Annotated in this window: 25 protein-coding genes; 12 read left to right on the plus strand and 13 right to left on the minus strand. The window is 65.1% G+C overall.

The annotated features are described in order from the left end of the window. Window positions 1–5: 5 nt before the first annotated feature. On the minus strand, window positions 6–386 hold the full coding sequence (sdhD, locus tag ACR65N_RS18765; RefSeq protein WP_430307565.1) for a succinate dehydrogenase, hydrophobic membrane anchor protein: 381 nt from the start codon (window positions 384–386) through the stop codon (window positions 6–8). 11 nt (window positions 387–397) lie between these two features. Beyond that, the gene (gene sdhC, locus ACR65N_RS18770; RefSeq protein WP_430307567.1) at window positions 398–790 is read right to left on the minus strand and encodes a succinate dehydrogenase, cytochrome b556 subunit; all 393 of its coding nucleotides are present in this window, start codon (window positions 788–790) and stop codon (window positions 398–400) included. A 308-nt stretch (window positions 791–1098) separates the two neighbouring features. On the opposite strand from sdhC, the gene ACR65N_RS18775 reads away from it, so the two are divergent. Further along, a complete protein-coding gene (locus tag ACR65N_RS18775; protein ID WP_440458238.1) occupies window positions 1099–1656 on the plus strand; it encodes a hypothetical protein in 558 nt (185 codons plus the stop codon). 22 nt (window positions 1657–1678) lie between these two features. Here ACR65N_RS18775 and ACR65N_RS18780 read toward each other — a convergent pair whose 3' ends face one another. From ACR65N_RS18780 to tsaD, 5 genes are read right to left on the minus strand one after another with little or no spacing between them, the layout of a single operon-like run. Further along, window positions 1679–2323, minus strand: a complete 645-nt coding sequence (locus ACR65N_RS18780; protein WP_440458239.1) for a class I SAM-dependent methyltransferase — start codon at window positions 2321–2323, stop codon at window positions 1679–1681. Next, entirely contained in the window at window positions 2320–2769 is a 450-nt protein-coding gene (locus ACR65N_RS18785; RefSeq protein ID WP_430307570.1) for an EVE domain-containing protein, read from the minus strand. The genes ACR65N_RS18780 and ACR65N_RS18785 overlap by 4 nt, the downstream gene beginning before the upstream one ends. Before the next feature lie 7 nt (window positions 2770–2776). Then, on the minus strand, window positions 2777–3073 hold the full coding sequence (locus ACR65N_RS18790) for a YciI-like protein (RefSeq protein ID WP_440458240.1): 297 nt from the start codon (window positions 3071–3073) through the stop codon (window positions 2777–2779). A gap of 18 nt (window positions 3074–3091) precedes the next feature. Further along, entirely contained in the window at window positions 3092–4078 is a 987-nt protein-coding gene (locus ACR65N_RS18795) for an NAD(P)H-dependent glycerol-3-phosphate dehydrogenase (RefSeq protein ID WP_440458241.1), read from the minus strand. Next, a complete protein-coding gene (tsaD, locus tag ACR65N_RS18800) occupies window positions 4075–5169 on the minus strand; it encodes a tRNA (adenosine(37)-N6)-threonylcarbamoyltransferase complex transferase subunit TsaD (protein ID WP_440458242.1) in 1095 nt (364 codons plus the stop codon). The genes ACR65N_RS18795 and tsaD overlap by 4 nt, the downstream gene beginning before the upstream one ends. Before the next feature lie 81 nt (window positions 5170–5250). On the opposite strand from tsaD, the gene hemC reads away from it, so the two are divergent. The 6 genes from hemC to ACR65N_RS18830 all read left to right on the plus strand — a co-directional run bounded on the left by hemC (window position 5251) and on the right by ACR65N_RS18830 (window position 11517). After that, window positions 5251–6180 carry a hydroxymethylbilane synthase gene (hemC, locus tag ACR65N_RS18805; RefSeq protein WP_440458243.1) on the plus strand — a complete coding sequence of 310 codons (930 nt, stop codon included), beginning with the start codon at window positions 5251–5253 and terminating at the stop codon, window positions 6178–6180. A 5-nt stretch (window positions 6181–6185) separates the two neighbouring features. After that, a complete protein-coding gene (locus tag ACR65N_RS18810; RefSeq protein WP_440458244.1) occupies window positions 6186–6890 on the plus strand; it encodes a uroporphyrinogen-III synthase in 705 nt (234 codons plus the stop codon). 121 nt (window positions 6891–7011) lie between these two features. Beyond that, complete coding sequence (locus tag ACR65N_RS18815) at window positions 7012–8559, plus strand: COG4223 family protein (protein WP_440458245.1); 1548 nt, start codon at window positions 7012–7014, stop codon at window positions 8557–8559. An 11-nt stretch (window positions 8560–8570) separates the two neighbouring features. Continuing rightward, complete coding sequence (locus ACR65N_RS18820; RefSeq protein ID WP_440458246.1) at window positions 8571–10259, plus strand: heme biosynthesis protein HemY; 1689 nt, start codon at window positions 8571–8573, stop codon at window positions 10257–10259. A gap of 9 nt (window positions 10260–10268) precedes the next feature. Beyond that, window positions 10269–10745, plus strand: a complete 477-nt coding sequence (locus ACR65N_RS18825) for a tellurite resistance TerB family protein (RefSeq protein ID WP_430307578.1) — start codon at window positions 10269–10271, stop codon at window positions 10743–10745. Between the two features lie 10 nt (window positions 10746–10755). Further along, the gene (locus ACR65N_RS18830) at window positions 10756–11517 is read left to right on the plus strand and encodes a glutamine amidotransferase (protein WP_440458247.1); all 762 of its coding nucleotides are present in this window, start codon (window positions 10756–10758) and stop codon (window positions 11515–11517) included. Window positions 11518–11520: 3 nt separating this feature from the next. Here the strand turns inward: ACR65N_RS18830 and ACR65N_RS18835 are convergent, their stop codons facing one another. Beyond that, on the minus strand, window positions 11521–12759 hold the full coding sequence (locus tag ACR65N_RS18835; RefSeq protein ID WP_440458248.1) for an MFS transporter: 1239 nt from the start codon (window positions 12757–12759) through the stop codon (window positions 11521–11523). 104 nt (window positions 12760–12863) lie between these two features. Here ACR65N_RS18835 and ACR65N_RS18840 point away from each other — a divergent pair, with 104 nt between their 5' ends. Further along, the gene (locus tag ACR65N_RS18840; RefSeq protein ID WP_430307581.1) at window positions 12864–13184 is read left to right on the plus strand and encodes a YggT family protein; all 321 of its coding nucleotides are present in this window, start codon (window positions 12864–12866) and stop codon (window positions 13182–13184) included. Beyond that, window positions 13181–13495, plus strand: coding sequence for a DUF167 domain-containing protein (locus tag ACR65N_RS18845; protein ID WP_440458249.1), 315 nt, complete (start codon window positions 13181–13183; stop codon window positions 13493–13495). Before ACR65N_RS18840 ends, ACR65N_RS18845 begins: the two co-directional genes overlap by 4 nt. On the opposite strand, the gene ppa is transcribed toward ACR65N_RS18845, so the two are convergent. The 4 genes from ppa to ACR65N_RS18865 all read right to left on the minus strand — a co-directional run bounded on the left by ppa (window position 13496) and on the right by ACR65N_RS18865 (window position 19053). Continuing rightward, entirely contained in the window at window positions 13496–14029 is a 534-nt protein-coding gene (ppa, locus tag ACR65N_RS18850) for an inorganic diphosphatase (protein ID WP_430307583.1), read from the minus strand. Window positions 14030–14162: 133 nt separating this feature from the next. Beyond that, window positions 14163–14669, minus strand: a complete 507-nt coding sequence (locus ACR65N_RS18855; RefSeq protein WP_430307584.1) for a GNAT family N-acetyltransferase — start codon at window positions 14667–14669, stop codon at window positions 14163–14165. Window positions 14670–14867: 198 nt separating this feature from the next. Then, window positions 14868–16691, minus strand: coding sequence for a translational GTPase TypA (typA, locus tag ACR65N_RS18860; RefSeq protein WP_440458250.1), 1824 nt, complete (start codon window positions 16689–16691; stop codon window positions 14868–14870). A gap of 268 nt (window positions 16692–16959) precedes the next feature. Continuing rightward, window positions 16960–19053: a M3 family metallopeptidase gene (locus ACR65N_RS18865; protein WP_440458251.1), complete on the minus strand. Its 2094-nt coding sequence runs from the start codon at window positions 19051–19053 to the stop codon at window positions 16960–16962. 205 nt (window positions 19054–19258) lie between these two features. Here ACR65N_RS18865 and ACR65N_RS18870 point away from each other — a divergent pair, with 205 nt between their 5' ends. From ACR65N_RS18870 to ACR65N_RS18880, 3 genes are all read left to right on the plus strand, one after another. Beyond that, complete coding sequence (locus tag ACR65N_RS18870) at window positions 19259–19648, plus strand: hypothetical protein (RefSeq protein ID WP_440458253.1); 390 nt, start codon at window positions 19259–19261, stop codon at window positions 19646–19648. Between the two features lie 121 nt (window positions 19649–19769). After that, window positions 19770–20243 carry a MarR family winged helix-turn-helix transcriptional regulator gene (locus ACR65N_RS18875; protein WP_430307588.1) on the plus strand — a complete coding sequence of 158 codons (474 nt, stop codon included), beginning with the start codon at window positions 19770–19772 and terminating at the stop codon, window positions 20241–20243. Window positions 20244–20272: 29 nt separating this feature from the next. Next, window positions 20273–21454: a multidrug effflux MFS transporter gene (locus tag ACR65N_RS18880; RefSeq protein ID WP_440458254.1), complete on the plus strand. Its 1182-nt coding sequence runs from the start codon at window positions 20273–20275 to the stop codon at window positions 21452–21454. 51 nt (window positions 21455–21505) lie between these two features. Here ACR65N_RS18880 and ACR65N_RS18885 read toward each other — a convergent pair whose 3' ends face one another. Continuing rightward, window positions 21506–22729, minus strand: coding sequence for an argininosuccinate synthase (locus tag ACR65N_RS18885; RefSeq protein ID WP_430307590.1), 1224 nt, complete (start codon window positions 22727–22729; stop codon window positions 21506–21508). Between the last annotated feature and the right edge of the window lie 90 nt (window positions 22730–22819).

Below are 22819 nucleotides of genomic sequence, written 5' to 3' on the forward strand. Positions count from 1 at the left end.
GATGATTATCCTGCGAATGCGATCTTCAAGGCGGCGACAAGACAGAGCCCGCCGACCAGAAGCGAAAAGAAGGCGTTGAGCATCAGAAGCGCGAGCTTCATGACCTCGGAATGGATGTAGTCCTGGATGACCTCTTCCATGCCGAGCTTCATGTGCACGATGCTGGCAATGATCGTCAGCGCATTGATGGTCGCGACGAACGGATTGGACAGCGCCGAGACGACATCCGCATAAGGCCGGCCGGCATACATGATGAGGAAGACGACGTAGAAGAGAAGCAGCGGCACCAGTGCGATCGACGTGGTGCGAACCTTCCAGAAATGATCGGTTCCGCTCTTGGCCGAGCCAAGCCCGCGAACCTTGCCGAGCGGCGTGCGCATGTCCATGAGGTAACTCCTTAGCGTACGATCAGCACGATGGCCCAGACGACGACCGTCAGGACGATCGAAGCCACCAGGTTTGCCTTGGCGAGCAGCGTCGAGGTTTCCTTCTCGAAGCCGTAGCCGAGATCCCACATCAGGTGGCGCAGCCCGCCCAGCAGGTGATGCAGCATGGCCCAGGTGTAGCCGAACAGGATGACCTGTCCTACGATGGAGCCGAAGAACCAGTTCACCTGGTTGAACGTCTGTTCGCCCGAGGCCGCGGCGAGCAGCCAGGCAGCCACCAGGATCGTGCCGAAATACAGCGCGCCGCCAGTGATGCGGTGCACGATCGACATGGCCATGGTGGGGATGAAACGATAAATTTGCAGGTGCGGCGACAACGGCCGATTATTTGTCACATTCGCCATCATATCCTCGCGGCGTTCATGCGCATTCACGCGGGAGCGCTTCCGGCAATGCACCATGCCGAGAAAATGTGCATTGCATCATCGGGTGGTTTACTCATCGGATGGTCAGACCACAAGCCGATTCCAGAGCGATTTCAAATTTAATCGATTGGCAGATCGGAGTGGATCTACCACCGCCGAGACAATCATGTCCGGGGTCTGTCCGGACCCCTTGAAACTTTTTCGTATCAGCGGGGTCCGAATAGGATCCAATCCACTTTGTTTCTGTTAACGTCGGGTTAACGAACGGAGTTGGAGAGGACGCCCCAATGGCGGCAAACCTGAAGTCTGGCCTGGTGGCAGTGGCAGTCATGATGGCGACCGCCGGCATCGCAACCGTTGCCGAGGCGTCCGAGCGTCACCGCGACCGAGGCCACCATTCCGGCTGGCAATCGCGCAGCATCGAGCACGGCAGCCATGCCGGCCGCGGCAGATCCTCCGTTCCAGATTACCGGGCGCCCGGCTGGCGTGGCGGCGACGACCGCCGCCAGGCGCACCACAGGGACCGTCACGGCGATCGGCACCGCGACCACGGCAGACATACCGATCGCGGATACGGCGGGGGCGAGTATGTGGGCGGCGATGGGCTGCCGTCGATCATCCCCGGCGTCGGCACCTTTGCCGGCGGCATTTCGGCGATGCGGGTGCGCGGCAACGGCATCTATTTCTCAAGCGATTTGGGCAGCACAGGCGAGGCCGGCAGCCGGTCGATCGGGCTGCAGCCGAAGATCATCCACATCGACGAGGACGTCGCGAGCGGGGAATTCCTCGCGTATGACGACTGCCGCTACGAGGCCGGCGTCTGCGTCATCCGCGGCACCAACTGATCCCGAAGGCTATCGAAGGGGGTCAGACGAAGCGCCAGACGGTGGTCTTCTTGATCTCGCTGTCTTCCAGCGCCCGGCTGACCGGCACCTCGTAGCTTGCCAGAGCCTCCAGCCGATCTTTCGGCAGATAGCTGCGCCCGGGATCTCCGACCAGCACCTGCTTGCCTTGCGCGGCAAGCATCGAGAACCACGGCACCAGCCGGGCGGCGAAGTCGCGGTCGTAGAACACGTCTCCGGCCAGCACCACTTCCGCGTCCACCACGCCACCGACGAGATCGTCGCGGCTGAAGGAAATCTCGACGGCGTTTTCCGCAGCGTTGAGTTCGACGGCCGACTGCGTCCACGGGTCGATGTCGACGGCATGCACGGCCGCGGCACCGGCAAGCCGGGCGGCGATCGCGACCAGCCCCGAGCCGGTAGCGAAATCCACCACCCGCCGGTCGCGGACCACGTCGGGATGGTCGAGTACGTAGCGCGCCAGCCCCTGGCCGCCCGCCCAGGCGAAAGCCCAGAACGGCGGCGGCAGGCCGATCTCCTGCAGATCCTCCTCGGTCTTCAGCCAGAGGTCATGCGCCTCGTCGGCCAGATGCAGCCGGATTTCCGGCACGTGCGGCGGCGACATGACAGCGGTGTTGGCGAGGATGAAGGCGCGCGGCTCGGTCTTCATCCCTCGTCGGCTGGCGACAGCGGCGGCTTGTCGAGCCCGCCCATGCGGCAGACTTCGAAATATTCCTCTTCCGTCACCGGCTGGACGGACAGCCGCATCGAGGTGACGAGCGCCATCTTCTCGAGCTTGGGGTTGGCCTTGACGTCCTTCAGCGTGACGGGCTTGGGCATGTCGCAGACGGCGCGGATGTCGACGCAATCCCACCGCTCGTCGCCTTCGGCTGTCGAATCAGGATGCGAAAGCGCGCATACCTCGGTGATGCCGACGACTTCCAGCCCCTCATTGGAGTGGTAGAAGAAGCCCTTGTCGCCGATCTTCATGGCCCGCATGTTGTTGCGTGCCAGGTAGTTACGCACGCCGGTCCATTCCTCGCCAACCTTGCCCTTGGCCTTCTGCATTTCCCAGGACCACTTGAACGGTTCGGACTTGTAGAGCCAGTATGCCATGCCTGCCTCACGCGTCCGGCTTGTTGAAGACCCAGTTGAAGGGCTTCACTTCCACCGAGGCGAACAGGCCCGCCTTGGCGTAAGGATCGGCATTGGCGATGGCCTGCGCCGCTTCTATGGTTTCCGCCTCGACGATGACGAGGCTGCCGTTCGGCTTGCCGTCGCTGTCGAGAAACGGGCCGGCCATCTTCAGCACGCCCTGGTCGTTCAGCGCGTTGAGGTGGTCGACATGCGCCGGGCGCGTGTCCATGCGGACGTTGAGATGGTCGGGCTTGTCGGCGCAAACGAAGGCAAAGAGTGCCATGCTGTTCTCCTGTCGCAATTATTCGGTGGTGATCGGGCGCGTCATCAGCTGCTGCATCGCCGCGGCGACGTCGAGCCGGCCCTCGATGATGGCGGCCACGGCATCGGTGACCGGCAGTTCCACATGGTGGCGGGCGGCAAGATCGGCGGCGATGGTCGCGGTATAGGCGCCCTCGACCAGCGGCCCGCCGGACATCTGCGCCGGATGGCCCTGGCCCAGGCCGATGCCGAAGCGCAGGTTGCGCGACTGGTGGCTGGTGCCGGTCAGCACCAGGTCGCCAAGGCCCGACAGGCCGCGCACGGTGTCTGCCTGGCCGCCCATGGCGGTGACGAGCCGGGACATTTCGGCAAGCCCGCGGGCAATCAGCGCGGCACGGGCGGAATCGCCGAGCCCGGCACCTTCGACGATGCCGCAGGCAATCGCCAGCACGTTCTTCAGCGCTCCGCCGAGCTGCACGCCGATCCGGTCGGTCGACGCATAGAGCCGGAAACTCCGGCTTGAGACGGCATGCGCGAGCCGCTCTGCGACCGCCTGGTCGGCAGCCGCCACGGCCATCGCCGTCGGCAGACCGCGGGCGATATCGGCGGCAAAGCCGGGACCGGACAGGATCGCCACCGCGTGATGCGGCAACTCCTGCTCCAGAACCTCGCTCAGCAGCCGGCCGGAGGCCTGTTCGATGCCCTTGGCGCAGCTGACGATGATCGCATCCGGGGCGAGATACGGCCCGTAATGTCGTGCCGCATCCGCATGTGCCTGTGAGGGCATGGCGAACAGCACGATGTCGGCATCGGCCAGTGCATCCGGCTCGACCGAGAAGGCCAGCGCGTCGGGCAGCGAGACGCCCGGAAGTGCTGCATCGTGGACCCGGTCGTTGCGCAGGTCGGCCATCAGCGACGCATCACGGCCGATCAGCGTCACGTCGGCCTTGTCCTCCAAGGCGATGACGGTGGCAAGCGCCGTGCCGAAAGCACCGGCGCCGATGACGGCGATCTTCTCCCTGCTCATGCCTTGGCACCCCGCTTGCCGGATCCGATCAGCGCCGCTGCCGCCTGGTCCAGCGGCCAGCGGGAGCGCGGCGCGACCGAGAGCTCGTCTTCCGCAAGACCGGCTGCCATGCGCTCGAGCCCCGCCCAGGCGATCATCGCGGCATTGTCGGTGCACAGCTGCAGAGGCGGCGCGATGAAGCGGAAGCGATGTTCGGCGCAGAGGTCCTGCAGCGTCGTGCGGATCACCTGGTTTGCCGCGACGCCGCCGGCCACCACCAGTGCCGGCTGTTGCATGCCGGGATAGCGTTCGCGAAAGCGCGACAGGCCGCGGCCGATGCGCTCCTTCAGCGTACGCGAGATCGCCCGCTGGAACGAGGCGCAGATGTCGGCGATGTCCTGTTCGGTGAGCGGCTGGATGGCGGTCGCCGCCTGCCGCACGGCGGTCTTCAGGCCGGAGAACGAAAAATCGAGCCGCGCCTCGCCGACCAGCGGCCGCGGCAGGTCGAAGCGCGTCGGATCGCCGGACGCCGCAGCCTTCTCGACCGCCGGACCGCCCGGATAAGGCAGACCCAGCAGCTTTGCCGTCTTGTCGAAGGCCTCGCCCAGCGCATCATCGATGGTCGTGCCCCACCGCTCGTAGTCGCCGACGCCCTTGACCAGCACCAGCTGCGTATGGCCGCCGGAGACCAGCAGCATCAGATAGGGAAAGTCGATGCCGTCCGTCAGCCGCGCCGTCAGCGCATGGCCTTCCAGATGGTTGATCGCGTAGAGCGGCTTGGCAGCCGCCCTAGCGATGGCCTTGCCGGTCATCAGGCCGACAAGCAGACCGCCGATGAGCCCAGGGCCGGCGGTTGCCGCCACCGCATCGATGTCCTTGAGGCCGATGCCGGCGCGCGACAGCGCCTCCTCGATAAGCCCGTCGAGCGCCTCGACATGGGCGCGGGCGGCAATCTCCGGCACCACGCCGCCGAAAGCACTGTGCTCCTCGAGCTGCGACAAAACGACGTCGGAGACGATCTCACCCTGCCCGTTCTCATGGCGAACGACAACGGATGCGGCGGTTTCGTCGCAGCTGGTTTCGATACCGAGAATGCGCAAGGGGCGGGTCATGGGTCCGGGAGGCGTTCGGGCGAATTGCGATGCCGGGCAAAGCCGGTTACGAAGCTATCGCGTAACAACGGATGACGAGAGATGCAAACAAAACCTTTCCGCATCGGCACGCGCGGAAGCCCGCTGGCGCTGGCCCAGGCGGCCGAGACGCGCGCCCGGCTGATGGTGGCGCACGGGCTGCCGGAGGAGATGTTCGAGATCGTCGTGCTGTCGACCAAGGGCGACCGGATCACCGACCGGTCGCTGGCCGAAGTCGGCGGCAAGGGCCTGTTCACCGAGGAGCTGGAAGCCCAGCTTTCGGCCGGCGACCTCGATTTCGCCGTGCACTCGTCGAAGGACATGCCGACCGCCCTGCCCGACGGGCTGGAGCTTTCCGCCTTCCTGCCGCGCGAGGATTTTCGCGATGCCTTCATCGGCCGTACCGCACCGAGCCTGATGGCTCTGCCGGAAGGCGCGACCATCGGCTCCTCGTCGCTGCGCCGCCAGGCGCTGATCCGCCGCCGGCGACCCGACATCTCCGTCATCACCTTCCGCGGCCTGGTGGAAACCCGGCTTCGCAAGCTGGAGGAAGGCCAGGCGGATGCGACGCTTCTCGCCATGGCCGGCCTCAACCGGTTGTCGATGCCGGAGGTGGCAACCGACGTCATGGATCCGCGCGACTTCCCGCCGGCCCCGGCGCAAGGGGCGATCTGCATCGAGAGCCGCATCGGCGACCGGCGCATCCTCGACCTGCTCGAGCCGATCAACGATGCACCGACCTATGACGCGGTGTCCTGCGAACGGGCGTTCCTCGGCGCGCTCGACGGATCCTGCCGCACGCCGATCGCCGGCTACGCCGTCTGCGACGGCGATCACCTGCGGTTTTGCGGCCTGATCCTGACGCCCGACGGTTCGCAGGAGCACGCCATCGAGCTGGACGGGCACCGTCGCGATGCCCTGCAGATCGGCGACCAGGCCGGCACCATGGTGCGCACCGCCGCCGGACCCGGCTTCTTCGCCGACTGGACCTGACGCCGATGCGGGTGATCGTGACCCGCCCGGAGATCGGCGGCCGGCGCACCGCCGATCGGCTTGCGGCGATGGGTCACGACGCCGTTCTTCTGCCGCTGACAGAGCCCGAGCACCGGCCGCAGGCGGCGGCCGAGGCGCTGCACCAGCCGCATGCGGTGATTGCCATCACCAGCGCCGAAGCGGTCCGGACCCTGTCGGCGGTCGAGCAGGCTGATCTGCAGCCGGTCTTAGATACGCCCGTCCATGCCGTCGGCGCAGCAAGTGCCACGGCGGCACGAAATCTCGGCTTCCGACAGGTGACAGCCGGGCCCGGCACGGGTGCCGGTCTTGCGAAAAAGCTCGCAGGCGACGGCGTGCAGGACGTGCTCTACCTTGCCGGGCGGCCGCGATCGGCGCGCTTCGAGGCGGGGCTTGCGGCAGCCGGCATCCGCTTTCGCACCGTCGAGGTCTACTCGATGAGGCCGGCGGCCCTGAAGGCCGAGCAACTCACGGCCCTGTCGCCGCACCCGGATGCGGTGCTGTTCTATTCGAGCGAGGCGGCTCGCCTCTTCATCGAGGACGCGGCGCTCCGGCACGCACTGCCCGACCTGGCGCGAATGACCGCCTTCTGCCTCAGCCGCACGATCGCCGACGCCCTGCCGGCCGACAGCTTCGGCACGATCCGGGTGGCGCCGGAGCCGAGCGAAGAACAGCTTCTTCTTCTACTTTGATCGGGTGCGGGAACCAAAATCCGTCCAGCCTCTTTCCATCCACCGCCCGGCTGACTAGGTTTTAGAAGACAGCTCGCCCCGCAGTCAGCCGAGCCGGCAGACAGTCCAGAATGAGGTTGCCATGGTTTCCGAAAAGCCGCCCCGCCGTTCCCGCCCGGGAAAGACACCGGTCACGATCGACCTGGCAGCCGATGAGGTCGGCCCGATCGCCGAGCCGGTGCGAAGCGACGATACCGACGCAGTAACGGCGAAACAGGACGCCGTTGCCGACAAGGGTCCCGCGCAGAGCACCCCTGCCGACGGCGAGCCGGTGACATCCGATCCGACCGCCACCGTTGCGACCCCATCTCCGCAGCCCGCGCCGAAGACGCTTGAGCCGAAGGCGCCCGGACCGAAGACACCTGAGCCGAAGATGCCGAATGTGTCCGCCTCGACCGCCAGCACTGGCGGTAGCGTTCTGCGTGACCCGGTGGAGAACGCCAAGCCTGCACCGGCAAAAGCGCCGACCATGCCGCCCACAGTTTTGCCCAAGGCTGCCGGACCGGGTGCGATCGCGGACAAGCCGATCGGCGCCAAACCGCTGGATGCCAAGCCTGTGGAAGCCAAGCCGCTCGACACCAAGCCTTCCGAGCCGAAACCGGAATCTCCTGTGAAGACGCCGATCGGCGCCGGTGCTCCGCCGCCGCCGAAGAACCCGCCGGAGATGCCGCGTCCGGCATCCGAGGCACCGCGTCCGACCTCGGCAACGACACCGCCGCAGAAAAGCAGCCTGGGACCGGCACTTGTCGCCTCCGGAATCATCGGCGGCCTGGTTTCGCTGCTGCTTGCTGGAAGCATGCAATATGCCGGTTACCTGCCGGCGCCGAGCAGCCAACCGTCCGCCGCAAGCTCCGCCGAGCTCGACGCCCTGCGCCAGCAGATTGCCGGCCTGGAAGCGCGCCCGGCGGCAGACGGCAACCTGTCGGATCGCATCGCAGCGCTTGAAGCCGCCGGTTCCACCGACGATGCAGGCCAGCTCAACGAGCAGGTCGCGGCGCTGCGGAGTGAACTCGATGGTCTGAAGACGGCAAGCCAGACGCAGACCGCTGGACGTGCCGAACTCGACCAGCGGATCGCCGCCGTCGAGACCAAGGTCGATCAGCCGGGCCCCGAACAGGCCGTGGCGCTGGCGCTGGCCGCAGCGGCTCTGAAATCCGCCACGGAGCGCGGTGGCTCCTTCGAAGCCGAGCTGCAGACGCTTGCAAGCGTCGCCCCGGCCGATGCGGCGGTCGAGGGGCTTCGGCCGTTCGCCGCTGAAGGCGTGCCGACGCAAGCCGAACTCGTCCGCCGCCTGCCTGCCGCCAGCGGCGCCATCCTTGATGCCATCCACCAGCCGCCTGCCGACCAGGGCATCGCCGGCCGGCTGATGTCGAGCGCCATGCGCATGGTCACGGTTCGGCCGGTCGGCAATGTGGAGGGCGATACGCCGGAAGCCATCATCGCCCGCCTCGAAGAGCGCGTCCGGACCGGCGACCTGAAGGCCGCCCAGACCGAGTGGAACGCACTTCCCGAAGCAGGCCGACAGGCCGGCGCCGATTTCGGTCGGGCACTCGACGCCCGCATCAAGGTCGACGACCTGACGAGCGGCACGCTGACCCGTGCCATGACCAGCGCCGGTTCGAACGGCTGAGGAGACCCTGAATGATCCGTCTGTTTGTCTTCGCGATCGTCACGCTGTCTCTCGGCTGGGGATTTTCGTGGCTCGCCGATCGTCCCGGCCTGATCTCGATCACCTGGCAGAACCAGCTGCTGGAAACCAGCCTGATGGTGGCAGCGACCGCCATCGTGGCACTGATCTTTGCCGTCATGTTCCTCTGGTGGCTGATCCAGACCATCTGGACCTCGCCGCATTCGATGCGCCGGTTCTTCCGCGCCCGCAAGCGTGACCGCGGATATCAGGCGCTGTCGACGGGCCTGATCGCCGCCGGTGCCGGCAATGCCCTGCTTGCCCGCAAGATGACGGCGCGTGCCCGCGGACTGCTGCGCGCCGACCAGGAGCCGCTGATCCATCTTCTGGAGGCGCAGACGGCGCTGATCGAGGGCCGCCACGAGGAAGCCCGCGAAAAGTTCGCGGCGATGGCCGAGGATCCGGAAACCCGCGAGATCGGTCTGCGCGGCCTCTACATCGAAGCACGCCGGCTGGGCGCCAACGATGCCGCCCGCCAATATGCCGAAGCCGCGGCCGAAACCGCACCCTACCTTCCCTGGGCTGCCGAGGCGACGCTGGAATACCGCTGCCAGGCCGGCCGCTGGGAAGACGCCATGCGGCTGCTCGACCAGCAGCGGATCGCCAACGTCATCGACCGCAAGCAGGCCGACCGCTGGAAGGCGGTGCTGCTGACGGCCCGCGCCGGCGAACGTCTGGAAGGCGATCCGAAGGGGGCCCGAGACGACGCCAAGGCCGCCCTGAAGCTGGCACGGGATCTGGTGCCGGCCGGGATCATCGCTGCCAAGTCCTATCTGCGCGAGGACAATGTGCGCAAGGCGGCCTCGGTGATCGAGGGGCTGTGGAAGAACGAGCCGCATCCGGAGCTTGCTGCCACCTATGTCCGCGCCCGCAGCGGCGACAGCGCTGCCGACCGCCTGAAGCGTGCCGAAAAGCTCGAGGCGCTGAAGCCGAACAATCCGGAATCGCTGCTGGCGGTTGCCCAGGCGGCGCTCGATACGCAGGATTTCGCCAGGGCCCGATCGAAGGCCGAGGCGGCGCTGCGCATGGATCCGCGCGAAAGCGCCTACATGCTGCTGGCCGACATCGAGGAGAGCGAAACCGGCGACCAGGGCCGCATCCGCCACTGGATGGCGCAGGCGCTGCGCGCACCGCGCGATCCGTCCTGGGTGGCCGACGGCGTGGTGTCCGAACGCTGGCTGCCAGTCTCGCCGGTGACGGGCCGCCTCGACGCTTTCGAATGGAAGCGCCCGTTCGGCCAGCTGGAGGGTCCGATCGAGGAAGGCACGCTGGCCGCCGAGACGGCCCTGTCCAGCCTCCCCGCCATCCGCACGGATGTTGAAGACCAGCGGTCCGAGACGCCGCCCGCCGAGCCACGCATCGACCCGATGTCGGAGACGTCGATCACCGAGGAGCCGCCGCTTGCCCGCAAGCCGCCGCTGACGGTGGTTTCGACCCCGCAGCCCGTGGCTGTCGAACCGAAGGCGGAACCGCTCCGCCCGGTGCCGCCGGCCACTGTGGTTACCGGCGAAGCTGGCGCAAGTGCCGAGAAGTCCGGCGACGAAGACGGCGCCGATCCGTTCAACGGACGTCCGCCGGACGATCCGGGCGTCAAGGACGAGCGCAATCCCGCAGAACCCAATACCCGCCTCAAACTGTTCTGAGCCCGCTTGATGTTTGACCGCATACTCGACTTCTTCCAGGACCTCACGGGCGACCGTCCCCAGAATGAATTTGCCCCGGACGATCCGCGCGTCGCCTTCGCAGCCCTCTGTTTCCAGGTCATGGAAGCCGACGGGCGGATCTCCGAGCAGGAGAAGCAGCGGCTGGAGAGCCTGCTGCGCGAGCGCTACCAGCTCGACAAGGGCCATCTGCAGACACTGATGGACGTCGGCCGCGAGGCGGGCTCCGAGGCGGTTGACTATTACCGCTTTACCTCCGATCTTAAGCGGCATCTCGGCCCCGATGAATGCGTCGCCCTGGTGGGAGCCCTCTGGGATCTCGTCTATGCCGATGGCGAACGCAGCGAGATGGAAGATCACGTGATCTGGAGAATCGCCGATCTTCTGGGTGTCTCGTCGCGGGACCGCGTGCTGGAGCGGCAGAAGGTGGCCGCGCGAACCGTGGGAGGCGATGCGGGAGGAGACTGAGGAAAGACGAATGCCGATCATGCCTCCACGCGCTTCGAAGAAAGCTCCCATCCTTGTCGTGCTCCACCAGGAGCGCTCCTCGCCCGGCCGGGTGGGGCAGATGCTGATCGACAAGGGTTTTCCCCTCGACATCCGGCGGCCGGTTCTCGGCGATCCGCTACCGAAGACGCTTGCCGGACATACAGGCGCGGTGATCTTCGGCGGTCCGATGAGCGCCAACGATCCCGACGACTACGTCAAGGCGGAGATCGACTGGATCTCCGTGCCGCTGAAGGAGAACAAGCCCTATCTCGGCATCTGCCTCGGCGCCCAGATGATGGTCCGCAACCTTGGCGGATCGGTTGCACCGCACCGGCAGGGTCTGACCGAGATCGGCTGGTATCCGCTGAACGCCACCGAGCATGGCAGGCTGCTGATGCGCTGGCCGAAGATGGTCTACCACTTCCACAGCGAGGGTTTCGACGTGCCGCGCGGCGCGCACCTGCTGGCGCAGGGGGAGGCCTATCCCAACCAGGCAATCCGCTACGGCGACAATGCCTGGGGCGTGCAGTTCCACGCCGAGCTGACCCGCGCCATGATGCAGCGCTGGGTCGTGCACGGCGCGCACCGCTTCATCATGCCGAATGCCCAGAAGGGCCGCGAGCACCTGGAGGGCCGGATGATCTTCGATCAGCCGCTGAAAGCCTGGCTATCGGATTTCCTCGATCTCGTCTTCGACCGCGAGGCGCGCCGACCGCCGCTCGCCGCGGCCACGCTTGAAGCCGCGCTCTGATCGTCAAGGGTTGGACGGCGCGTCGAGGCTGTCGATCCGGCGCAGCTTCGGGAAGCTCATCGCCCAGACGACCGCCACCGCCAGCGTGCCGAAGCCGCCGATGACCACTGCCGGAACCGCGCCGATGAGATGCGCCATCGTGCCGGCGCGAAACTCGCCGAGTTCGTTGGAGGCGCCGACGAACACCATGTTCACGGCATTCACCCGGCCGCGAACCTCGTCCGGCGTCCACAGCATGATCAGGCTCTCGCGCACGTAGACGGAGATCATGTCCGAGGCGCCCATCAGCATCAGCGCGCCGATCGACAGCCAGGGCGCCGTGGACAGGCCAAAGACCACGGTACCGACGCCGAACAGCGCGACGCCGATGAACATCGCGACGCCCGCATGGTGGCGGATCGGATAGGCGGCGAGCAGCACCGCGACGACGATTGCCCCGATGCCGGGCGCGGCACGCAGAAGCCCGAGCCCCCAGGGGCCAAGATCAAGCACGTCGCGGGCAAAGATCGGCATCAGCGCCACGGCGCCCCCGAGCAGCACGGCGAACAGATCGAGCGAGATCGCCCCCAGCACCACCTTCTCGCTCCAGATGAACCGGAAGCCGGCAAGGATGGTCGAAAGGTTGACGGCCTTCGAGGAGGTCCGCTGCGGCGGCTTCGGAATGCTGATGATCAGCACCGCTGCGGCCAGCATGAAGGCAAGCGCGACTGAGTAGGCGGCGGTGGCGCTGACGCCGTAGAGCAGGCCGCCGGCAACTGGACCGACGATCGAGGCCGTCTGCCACGAGGACGAATTCCACGCCACAGCGTTGGGCAGCGCATGCTCCGGCACCAGGTTCGGCGCCAGCGACTGGACGGCTGGCCCCATGAAGGCGCGCTCGATGCCGAAGACGATCAGGATGCCGAACACCGGCCAGGGCGAAAACTGTCCGGTGACCGTGAGGAACAGCAGGGCGGCGGCGCACAGGCTGCCGAGCATCAGGCAGCCGGCGACGATCGCCCGGCGATTGTAGCGGTCGGCCACCGTGCCGGTAACCAGCATCAGGACGAGCGACGGGAGGAACTGGAAGAGGCCGATCAGCCCGAGATAAAGGGCGTTGCCGGTGACGTCATACATCTGCCAGCCGACCGAGACGCTGACGATCTGGATGGCGAAGGCGGCGAGAAACCGGCAGAAGAAGAAACGCGTATAGGAACTGTGCCGGAAGGCGGCAAAGCGATCGTCAGAAGCTGTCATCGACATCGGGAACGCTTTCCACCGGTCGTTTCCAGCGCCTGGAACGCCCGTTAACATGAATCGCCATGAGGCTGGCCTCGGCACTTGCCGCCTAAGTCGCCAATGTCTACATGTCTGTCAACCGAGAAATGGAGACTTGGATGCTCGCGCTGTTTCAGACCATCGACCTGGCCTTGAACCTGTATACCTGGGTTCTCATCATCAGCGCCATCTTCTCCTGGCTCTATGCATTCAACGTCATCAATTCGAGCAACCAGTTCGTCAACTCGATCGGGCGGATGCTCTTCAACCTCACCGAGCCGGCGCTGCGGCCGATCCGCCGGATCCTGCCCGACCTCGGCGGCATCGACATCTCGCCGGTCATCCTGCTGCTGATCATCTTCTTCATCCGCTCGCTGATGTGGACGACGATCGTGCCGGCCGTCATGTGACGAGCGCGTTCACCGCGCATCGCGACCATCTGCGGCTCTCGGTCCGGCTGACGCCGAACGCTTCCAGAGACATGATCGAAGGGATGGAGACCTCCGCCAACGGCGAGGTCTTCCTGAAGGCGCGCGTCACGGCGGTGCCAGAGGCCGGCAAGGCGAACAAGGCGCTGATCGCCCTCATCGCCAAATGGGCGCGGCTGCCGAAATCCTCGATCAGCTTTGTTTCCGGCGAAACGGCGCGCAAAAAAATCCTCCGGATCGACGGCGACCCGGAGGATTTGATGGTCAGGCTGGATGCGCTTTTGAAGCGCTGATCACTTCTGGGCGTTGTAGCGGTCGATCGCCTCGACGATCAGGCGCTTGGCAACGTCGACGCCCTGCCAGCCGCCGATCTTCACCCACTTGCCGGGCTCCAGATCCTTATAGTGCTCGAAGAAGTGCTCGATCTGCTTCAGCGTGATTTCCGGCAGATCGGTGTAGTTGTTGATCTTGTCGTAACGCTGGGTAAGCTTCGGCGACGGAACCGCCAGGATCTTTTCATCCTTGCCGCCGTCGTCTTCCATGATCATCACGCCGATCGGACGCACGTTGATGACGCAGCCGGGAACCAGCGGGCGGGTGTTGCAGATCAGAACGTCGACCGGATCGCCATCTTCCGACAGGGTGTGCGGGACGAAGCCGTAATTGCCCGGATAGGTCATCGGCGTGTAGAGGAAGCGATCGACGACCAGTGCGCCGGCATCCTTGTCCATCTCGTACTTGATCGGGTGACCACCGACCGGAACTTCGACGATGACGTTCACGTCTTCCGGCGGATTCTTGCCGATCTTGATTGCATCGATACGCATGTTTCTCCCCGAGAGCGTTGAATTGGGTACGCCTCGATACTGTCAAAACCCCTGCATTGCAACAGGACCCGTGCCGGTGGGGGCGCGGATACAGGCGCTTTTTCAGCATGTCTGCAGATGTCGGAGAAGACGGCTAGGGCCAGACGAAGCCGATCTTGCGCAGCCGCACGTCGGCGAAATCCTCCATGCCTTCCGCCAGATCGAGCCCGCCATGCCGACGAAAGAACCGCACGGCGCTGTCGCTGTCTTCAAGGCACCAGACGACAAGGCCGTTGCAGCCGAGTGAGCGCAGCAGCCGGCGCGCCTCGCCGAACAGCCGGCGGCCCATGCCGATCCCCTGGAACTCTGGCCGCAGATAAAGCTCGTAGATTTCGCCGTCCTGCGGCAGCGCACGCGCCCGGTTGAGGCCGATCGTCGCATAGCCGGCGATGGTACCCGCAACGTCGAGGACCAGCAGCGTGGCGGGCCCCTCTGCCGCACGCCGCCACCAGCTTTCGCCGCGGCGCTCCAGCATCTCGGTCAGCGGCCGGTGCGGAATGATGCCGGCATAGGTCTGCGTCCAGGCGAGCCGGTGGACCTCCGACACTTCCCGTGCATCCCGCAGTTCGGCGCGTCTGACGTCGATCGATAGTGTCTTCATGACGTTACTTCTGACCTCGCCGCAGCCGATCCGCCATTCCGGAATGGCGTTGGAGAGCCTTGCCCACAGACATATTGCGCGGGCGACCAGTCAGAATTTAACGCTCTTTTAATCTCTTGAACAAGCCTTCGGGCAGCCGGCGCACATAAAAAAAGCCCCGGCTTTTACCGGGGCTTTTCGAAGACTGGTGCCGGCGCCTTAGGCGACGCGGGCCTTGCCGAAGCGCTTGCGATCGTTCGGATCGAGGTACATCTTGCGCAGGCGGATGGATTTCGGCGTGACTTCCATCAGCTCGTCGTCCTGGATCCAAGACAGCGCGCGGTCCAGCGTCATGCGGATCGGCGGCGTCAGGCGGACGGCTTCGTCCTTGCCGGCCGAGCGGATGTTGGTCAGCTGCTTGCCCTTCAGAACATTGACTTCCAGGTCGTTGTCACGCGTGTGGATGCCGACGATCATGCCCATATAGACCTTCTCGCCGGGCTCGATGATCATCGGGCCGCGATCTTCCAGGTTGAACATGGCATAGGCCACGGCTTCACCGGACTGGTTGGACAGGAGCACGCCGTTCGAACGGCCGCCGATCTCGCCCTTGAACGGCTGGTAGTCGTGGAACAGGCGGTTCATGATCGCCGTGCCGCGGGTGTCGGTCAGAAGTTCGGACTGATAGCCGATCAGGCCGCGGGTCGGCGCGAAGAACACCAGACGCACGCGGTTGCCGCCGGAGGGACGCAATTCGGTCATCTCGGCCTTGCGCTCGGACATCTTCTGCACGACGACGCCGGAGTGCTCCTCGTCGACGTCGATCACGACTTCTTCGATCGGCTCCATGAGAACGCCGTTCTCATCCTTGTGCATCACGACGCGCGGACGCGACACGGCAAGTTCGAAGCCTTCGCGGCGCATGGTCTCGATCAGGACGGCCAGCTGCAATTCGCCGCGGCCGGACACGAAGAACGAATCCTTGCCTTCGGCTTCTTCGATCTTCAGTGCGACGTTGCCTTCGGCTTCCTTGAACAGGCGGTCGCGGATGACGCGGCTCGTTACCTTGTCGCCTTCAGTGCCGGCAAGGGGTGAGTCGTTCACGAGGAAGGACATGGTGACCGTCGGCGGGTCGATCGGCTGGGCTTCCAGCGCTTCGGTCACGGACGGATCGCAGAACGTGTCGGCAACGGTGCCCTTCGAGAGACCGGCAATCGCAACGATGTCGCCGGCATGGGCTTCATCGATCGCCGTGCGCTCGATGCCGCGGAACGCGAGGATCTTCGAGATACGGCCGGTTTCGATCTGCTTGCCGTCCTGGCCGAGGACCTTGACAGCCTGGTTCGGCTTGATCGAGCCGGAATGGATGCGGCCGGTGATGACGCGACCGAGGAAGGGGTTGGCTTCGAGAAGCGTGCCGATCATGCGGAAGGCGCCGTCTTCGTCGCCGACGCTCGGCTCCGGAACGTGCTGCAGAACCAGGTCGAGCAGCGGTGCCAGACCCTGATCCTTCGGACCTTCCGGGTTGACGTTCATCCAGCCGTCGCGACCCGAACCGTAGAGGATCGGGAAGTCGAGCTGCTCGTCGGTCGCATCGAGGCTTGCGAACAGGTCGAAGACTTCGTTGATGACTTCTTCATGGCGACCGTCCGGGCGGTCGATCTTGTTGATCGCGACGATCGGGCGAAGGCCGACCTTCAGCGCCTTGCCGACGACGAACTTGGTCTGCGGCATCGGGCCTTCCGACGAGTCGACCAGAACGATTGCGCCATCCACCATCGACAGGATGCGCTCGACTTCGCCGCCGAAGTCGGCGTGGCCGGGGGTGTCGACGATGTTGACGCGGACGCCCTTCCATTCAACCGAAGTCGCCTTGGCGAGAATGGTGATGCCGCGTTCCTTTTCGAGGTCGTTCGAATCCATCACGCGTTCTGCAACGCGCTGGTTTTCGCGGAACGAGCCGGACTGCTTCAGGAGTTCGTCGACAAGGGTCGTTTTCCCATGGTCAACGTGCGCAATGATCGCGATATTGCGAATTTTCATATTGGTTCTCTGGGCTGTGACGCATATGATCCAACAGACCGCGCCAAATTACGTTGGCGGGCTCATACCCTGTTTTTCGCAAATGCGAAAGGGGTTCGGTGCGACGACCGCCCGATGACGCCGGCAGACACGCTCCCGGCGCAGGTTCATCTATGCCACCGACCGCCGCCCCGATCGTCGGATTGAGGTGCCTCGACAGGCGCTTACGGCAATTTACCGGTCGCCGTCCATTGCGTCATGAACGGCGACCGGATGTTTTTGACAAATATCAGGCGTCGCTACCGGAAAGTTCACCGACCATCGACAGGCCCTTCTTCTTCAGCATCGCCTGCGGATCCGGAAGCTTGCCGCGGAAGGCGGTGTAGGTCGCCTCCGGATCGATGGAGCCGCCCACCGCATAGATGTTGTTCTTCAGCTTGCGCGCCATGACCGGATCGAAGGGGTTGCCGGCCTCCTCGAACGCGGCGAAGGCATCCGCATCCAGAACTTCCGACCACATGTAGGAATAGTAGCCGGCCGAGTAGCCGTCGCCGGAGAACACGTGGGTGAAATGCGGCGTCGCGTGGCGCATGACGATGGAGGACGGCATGCCGATCGATTCCAGAACCTTGGCCTGCACCGCCATCGGATCCTCCACCGGCCCCTGCGTGTGGAACGCCATGTCGACGAGCGCCGACGAAGTAAACTCGACGGTGTTGAAGCCGGCATTGAAGGTCCGCGCCGCCAGCACCTTGTCGAGCAGCGCCTTCGGCATCGGCTCGCCGGTCTCGTAGTGGACGGCGTAGCGGGTGAGGATTTCCGGCACCGTCAGCCAGTGCTCGTAGAGCTGCGAGGGAAGCTCGACGAAATCGCGCGATACGCCGGTGCCGGCGACGGACGGATAGGTGACATCCGACAGCATGCCGTGCAGGCCGTGGCCGAACTCATGGAACAGCGTGCGGGCATCGTCGATGGACAATAGCGCCGGCTTGCCCGGTGCCGGCTTGGCGAAGTTGCAGACGTTGTAGACGATCGGCAGTTCGCCGGTTGCGCCGCTCTTCAGCGGCAGCTTGTGCTGGCTCTGGAACGAGCTCATCCAGGCGCCGGAGCGCTTCGACGGCCGGGCAAAATAGTCGCCGAGGAACAGCGCCTTGAGGCTGCCCTCCTCGTCGCGCACCTCGAACACCCGCACGTCAGGATGATAGGCGGCAACGCCCTTCAGCTCGGTGATCGTCACGCCGAACAGCCGGGTGGCGACGTCGAAGCAGGCCTCGATGATCTTTTCGAGCTGCAGGTAGGGCTTGAGTTCGGCCTCGGAGAAATCGAACATCCGCTCGCGCAGCTTTTCGGCGTAATAGCGCCAGTCCCACGGCTGGATCGGTCCGTTGATGCCGTCTTCGGCCATCAGCCCCTCGAGGTCGGACGCCTCTTCGAGCGCCTTGGCGCGCGCCTTGTTCCAGACCTTCATCAGCAGATCGTTGACGTTGTCCGGGGTCTTGGCCATCGTGTCGTCGAGCTTGTAGGCGGCAAAGCTGTCGTAGCCGAGCAGGCTTGCCTTTTCCGCCCGCAGCGCCAGCATCTCGCGGACGACGGCGATGTTGTCGCGTTCTCCGCCGTTCTGGCCGCGCCTCACCCAGGCCTCGAACGCCTTCTCGCGCAGATCGCGGCGGCTGGAGAAGCTGAGGAAGGGCTCGATCACCGAGCGCGACAGGGTGACCGCATAGGATCCGTCGGTTGCTCCGCGCTCGCGCGCCGCACCGGCCATCGCATCGCGCAGGAAGGCCGGAAGACCGGCCAGATCCTCGTCCGAAGCGATCGGCAGCGACCATTCCTTCTCGTCGCCGAGCACGTTCTGGCCGAAGCGGGCGCCGAGCCCAGCAAGCGTCTCGTTGATGGCCGCCAGCCGCTCCTGCTGATCCCGCGACAGCTTGGCGCCGGACCGCACGAAGCCCTTCCAGTGGCGCTCGAGCACCCGCCCCTGTTCGACCGTCAGGTCGAGGTCCTCGCGACCGTTCCACAGCGCATCGACGCGGCGAAACAGCGCCTCGTTCATGGCGATGCGCGAATAATGACGCGACATCTTCGGCGCGATGTCGCGCTCCAGTGCCTGGATGACGTCGTTGGTGTGGGCGCCGGCACGATTCCAGAACAGCGCCGAGACGCGGGACAGGTCGTCGCCCGCCACCTCCAGCGCGACGATGGTGTTGTCGAAGGTCGGCGCTTCACTCTGTGCCGCGATGCCGGCGATCTCTTCGTCGTGACGGGCAAGTGCCGCATCGAAGGCTGCAGCGAAATCATCGTCGCCGACGCGGTCGAAATGCGGCAGGCCGTGTTGCCCGGTCCATTCCACGAGGGCGGGATTGATGGGCGGGTGATCGGTCATGAAGTTCGTCCTCTGCTGCTGGTGCTTGTCGCCGGCATCCAAGAGAAGAGCCGTCGGATGCGGAAGCTAAGTCAAGGCAATACAAGAAATATTAACTCATTATTAAGAATTGACCCCTTGCTGACCGCTGTCTAGACCCACCATCATATCCGATGATCATGGATATCGTGTCGTGGAAATAACTTCCTTGCACTGGTCGAGCAGCTTGCTTCATCGAGAGCAGGCTCGCAACACCAGAACAGAACATCCGCAGTTTACCGTTCCCACGGATACGCAGCCCGTATTCGAGGTGGGAGGCATTGCGCCGTCGGAACTGGATTATTCCGCCGTCTCGCCCCGTCTGCTGCGCGAAGTCGCCTTGCAGAAATATGTCGCCGGCCAGATTCCGCAAGACGTCTACATCGCGCTTGCCCAGGAACTGCCGATGGAGGCGGTCGATTCAGCCGGCACGGTCCTCGACCTGTCCGGTGTTACCGACGATACCGAATTCGACTTCCAGTCCTATTTCCGCGAGCAGCGTGACCTGGCATCGGCGCTCGGCGACGGCGAGAACGCCTCGACCTTCACCTCCGTGCTGGCCTTCATGCGCAGCTGAGGCGCGATCACGCACGGCGCCTGCGCCGTTCACTTTCACGAGCGTCCGTGCGACATCGCCGGTTATTGATTGTCTGCGGCGTGAAAGATAGTCAGGGTGCCTTATCAACCGGCACGGACGTATGGGCACCCAACCAGACATGCATATTCTCGGCTTCCTGCTGACCGACGGCGCCAGGCTGCTGCGCAACGGCTTCGAGCGGCGCATTGCAGACGCCGGGCTCGGCATCACCCCCGGCGAGGCCCGCACGCTGCTCAGCGTCCACACGCTGAAGGATTGCCGGCAGATGGAGATCGCCGCACGCATGGGCGTCGAGCCGATGACCGTCTGCACGTACCTCGACAAGCTGCAAGCAATGGACCTGATCGACCGCCAGCCCGACCCAACCGACCGACGCGCCAAGCGGATTACCGTGACGCCGGCTTCCGAGCCGCTGATCGCCGCACTGCGGACCGAGATTGCGGCGGTCGTGACGCAGGCCGTCGACGGCCTGTCCGCCGAAGAAGTGGCGTGTCTCCGGCATTCGCTGGAGACGATGACCGGCAATCTGCAGGCCGAGGCTGCACCGGCAAACGACAAGACGGTCTCTCCGTGACCGTTGCGCATGACCCCCGCAGACCGCGCATGAGCGAGCGCCGGACGACCGTGCTCGGCGCGCTGCTGACGACGCTTGGGCCGATCTCCATGGCGATCTACACGCCCGCCATGCCGCAGCTGGTGCTGGCCTTCGGCACCACAGAGGCGGCGATCAAGCTCAGCCTGTCGATGTTCTTCGCCGGCTTTGCGCTTGCCCAGTTGGTCGCCGGGCCGCTGTCCGATGCGCTCGGCCGCAAGCCGGTGACGCTGGTCTTCCTGGTCATCTATCTCGCCGGCTCGGTGCTGGCGGCCTTCGCCCCAACGGTGGAGTTCATTCTTGCGGCACGACTGATCCAGGGTATCGGCGCCTCGGTCGGCGTGGTGGTCGGCCGCGCTCTCGTCCGCGACCTGTTCAGCGGACCGGACGCCTCACGCATCCTCAACACCATCGGCATCTTCCTCGCCATCGGCCCGGCCATGGGGCCGACGCTCGGCGGCCTGATGCTGGCGGCCTTCAGCTGGCATGCCGTTTTCCTGCTGATGATCGGCTTCGGGCTGATCGCCGCCTTCTCCACCATGCGCTTCCTGCGCGAAACGGTGCTGCCGGACAGATCGCGGCTGCAGCCGGCACGGCTGATCGGCAATTACGTCGAGGTGGCGCGCAACCCTCAATTTCTGGCGACGGCGCTGGTGCTCAGCGGGACGATCGGCGCGCTCTATGCCCAGGCCACCATGCTGCCCTTCGTGCTGATCAACCGCGTCGGGCTGACGCCGATGGAATTCGGCATCGGCATGCTGATGCAGTCCGGCTTCTACCTGATGGGCTCGGTGGCGCTGAAGCTCGTGGTCGGGCGGATCGGCGGCCTGCAGGCGGCGCGAACCGGCATCCTGCTCTGCGGCATCGGGGCTGTGGCGATGGCGGCCTCCGTCGCCTTCCTGGAGCCGTTCTTCCTGTCGATCATGGGACCCGTGGCGATCTGCACCTTCGGCCTTGCCTTCCTCAGCCCCTACATCATCACGCTCAGCCTGGCGCCCTTTCCGCACATTGCCGGCTCGGCCTCGGCGCTGACGGGCTTCCTGCAGATGTCGGCGGGCTTTGTCGGCGGAACCGCAGCAGCGATCGTCGGCGACCCGCTGCACGCCTTCGGCATCATCATTCCGGTCATGGAGCTCAGCGCGGTGGCCGGTTTCATCTGGCTGAGGCAGCTCTCGCGGCGGCCGCAGACATGAAAAAGCCCGCTGTCCGGATGGAAAGCGGGCTCATCCGATTAAGAGGCGCGGTTACTTGCCGAGATTGCGCTTGGCGAGCGTGCGCAGGCGAAGCGCGTTCAGCTTGATGAAGCCGGCTGCATCCTTCTGGTCGTAGGCGCCCTGGTCATCCTCGAAGGTGACGAGCTGGTCCGAATAGAGCGACTTTGCTGACGAGCGGCCGATGACCATGACATTGCCCTTGTAGAGCTTCAGCGTCACTTCGCCTTCGACATGTTCCTGGCTCTTGTCGATCAGCGCCTGCAGCATTTCGCGCTCCGGCGAGAACCAGAAGCCGTAATAGATGAGCTCGGCGTAGCGCGGCATGATCTCGTCCTTGAGGTGGGCTGCACCACGGTCGAGCGTGATCGATTCGATCGCGCGGTGCGCCGACAGAAGGATCGTGCCGCCGGGGGTCTCGTAGACGCCACGCGACTTCATGCCGACGAAGCGGTTTTCGACGAGGTCGAGGCGACCGATGCCGTTGTCGCGGCCAAGATCGTTGAGCTTGGCCAAGAGCGTTGCCGGCGACAGGCGCTCGCCGTTGATCGAGACGGCGTCGCCCTTTTCGAAGCCGACCGTGATGGTGGTCGCCTTGTCGGGCGCAGCTTCCGGAGAGATCGTCCGCATGTGGACGTATTCGGGCGCCTCGACCGAGGGATCTTCCAGAACCTTGCCTTCCGAGGAGGAGTGGAGAAGGTTGGCGTCGACCGAGAACGGCGCTTCGCCCTTCTTGTCCTTGGCCACCGGGATCTGGTTCTCCTCGGCGAACTTCAACAGATCGGTACGGCTCTTGAAGGCCCAGTCGCGCCACGGCGCGATGATCTTGATGTCCGGGTTCAGCGCATAGGCCGACAGCTCGAAGCGAACCTGGTCGTTGCCCTTGCCCGTCGCACCGTGGGCAATCGCATCGGCGCCGGTCTTGCGGGCGATCTCGATCAGGTGCTTGGAGATCAGCGGCCGGGCGATCGACGTGCCGAGCAGGTAGACGCCTTCATAGACGGCATTGGCGCGGAACATCGGGAAGACGAAGTCGCGGACGAACTCCTCGCGGACATCCTCGATGAAGATTTCCTTGATGCCAAGCATCTCGGCCTTCTTGCGGGCCGGCTCGAGCTCTTCACCCTGGCCGAGATCGGCGGTGAAGGTGACGACTTCGGCGCCGAGTTCGGTCTGAAGCCACTTCAGGATGATCGAGGTGTCGAGACCGCCGGAATAGGCGAGAACGACTTTCTTCACGTCTTTGGGGAGTGCCATATCGTATATGTCCGTCTGCGAGTGGTGGCGGCTTCTGGTCAAGCCGTCATAGCGGGGATGCCGCACTTTTAGCGAGTTTGCTGCATGGCG

The organism is Rhizobium sp. SAFR-030, assembly GCF_059415005.1.

Bases quoted from the DNA above. Each gene is read 5' to 3' on its own strand.
- ACR65N_RS18810 (WP_440458244.1), top strand. From the start codon at position 6,186: ATGCGGGTGATCGTGACCCGCCCGGAGATCGGCGGCCGGCGCACCGCC.
- sdhC (WP_430307567.1), bottom strand. From the start codon at position 790: ATGGCGAATGTGACAAATAATCGGCCGTTGTCGCCGCACCTGCAAATT.
- ACR65N_RS18815 (WP_440458245.1), top strand. From the start codon at position 7,012: ATGGTTTCCGAAAAGCCGCCCCGCCGTTCCCGCCCGGGAAAGACACCG.
- ACR65N_RS18840 (WP_430307581.1), top strand. From the start codon at position 12,864: ATGTCTGTCAACCGAGAAATGGAGACTTGGATGCTCGCGCTGTTTCAG.
- ACR65N_RS18785 (WP_430307570.1), bottom strand. From the start codon at position 2,769: ATGGCATACTGGCTCTACAAGTCCGAACCGTTCAAGTGGTCCTGGGAA.
- ACR65N_RS18875 (WP_430307588.1), top strand. From the start codon at position 19,770: ATGGGCACCCAACCAGACATGCATATTCTCGGCTTCCTGCTGACCGAC.
- ACR65N_RS18885 (WP_430307590.1), bottom strand. From the start codon at position 22,729: ATGGCACTCCCCAAAGACGTGAAGAAAGTCGTTCTCGCCTATTCCGGC.
- hemC (WP_440458243.1), top strand. From the start codon at position 5,251: ATGCAAACAAAACCTTTCCGCATCGGCACGCGCGGAAGCCCGCTGGCG.
- ACR65N_RS18835 (WP_440458248.1), bottom strand. From the start codon at position 12,759: ATGTCGATGACAGCTTCTGACGATCGCTTTGCCGCCTTCCGGCACAGT.
- sdhD (WP_430307565.1), bottom strand. From the start codon at position 386: ATGGACATGCGCACGCCGCTCGGCAAGGTTCGCGGGCTTGGCTCGGCC.
- ACR65N_RS18830 (WP_440458247.1), top strand. From the start codon at position 10,756: ATGCCGATCATGCCTCCACGCGCTTCGAAGAAAGCTCCCATCCTTGTC.
- ACR65N_RS18865 (WP_440458251.1), bottom strand. From the start codon at position 19,053: ATGACCGATCACCCGCCCATCAATCCCGCCCTCGTGGAATGGACCGGG.
- ACR65N_RS18825 (WP_430307578.1), top strand. From the start codon at position 10,269: ATGTTTGACCGCATACTCGACTTCTTCCAGGACCTCACGGGCGACCGT.
- ACR65N_RS18820 (WP_440458246.1), top strand. From the start codon at position 8,571: ATGATCCGTCTGTTTGTCTTCGCGATCGTCACGCTGTCTCTCGGCTGG.
- ACR65N_RS18780 (WP_440458239.1), bottom strand. From the start codon at position 2,323: ATGAAGACCGAGCCGCGCGCCTTCATCCTCGCCAACACCGCTGTCATG.
- ACR65N_RS18855 (WP_430307584.1), bottom strand. From the start codon at position 14,669: ATGAAGACACTATCGATCGACGTCAGACGCGCCGAACTGCGGGATGCA.
- ACR65N_RS18795 (WP_440458241.1), bottom strand. From the start codon at position 4,078: ATGAGCAGGGAGAAGATCGCCGTCATCGGCGCCGGTGCTTTCGGCACG.
- tsaD (WP_440458242.1), bottom strand. From the start codon at position 5,169: ATGACCCGCCCCTTGCGCATTCTCGGTATCGAAACCAGCTGCGACGAA.
- ACR65N_RS18880 (WP_440458254.1), top strand. From the start codon at position 20,273: ATGAGCGAGCGCCGGACGACCGTGCTCGGCGCGCTGCTGACGACGCTT.
- ACR65N_RS18775 (WP_440458238.1), top strand. From the start codon at position 1,099: ATGGCGGCAAACCTGAAGTCTGGCCTGGTGGCAGTGGCAGTCATGATG.
- typA (WP_440458250.1), bottom strand. From the start codon at position 16,691: ATGAAAATTCGCAATATCGCGATCATTGCGCACGTTGACCATGGGAAA.
- ACR65N_RS18790 (WP_440458240.1), bottom strand. From the start codon at position 3,073: ATGGCACTCTTTGCCTTCGTTTGCGCCGACAAGCCCGACCATCTCAAC.
- ppa (WP_430307583.1), bottom strand. From the start codon at position 14,029: ATGCGTATCGATGCAATCAAGATCGGCAAGAATCCGCCGGAAGACGTG.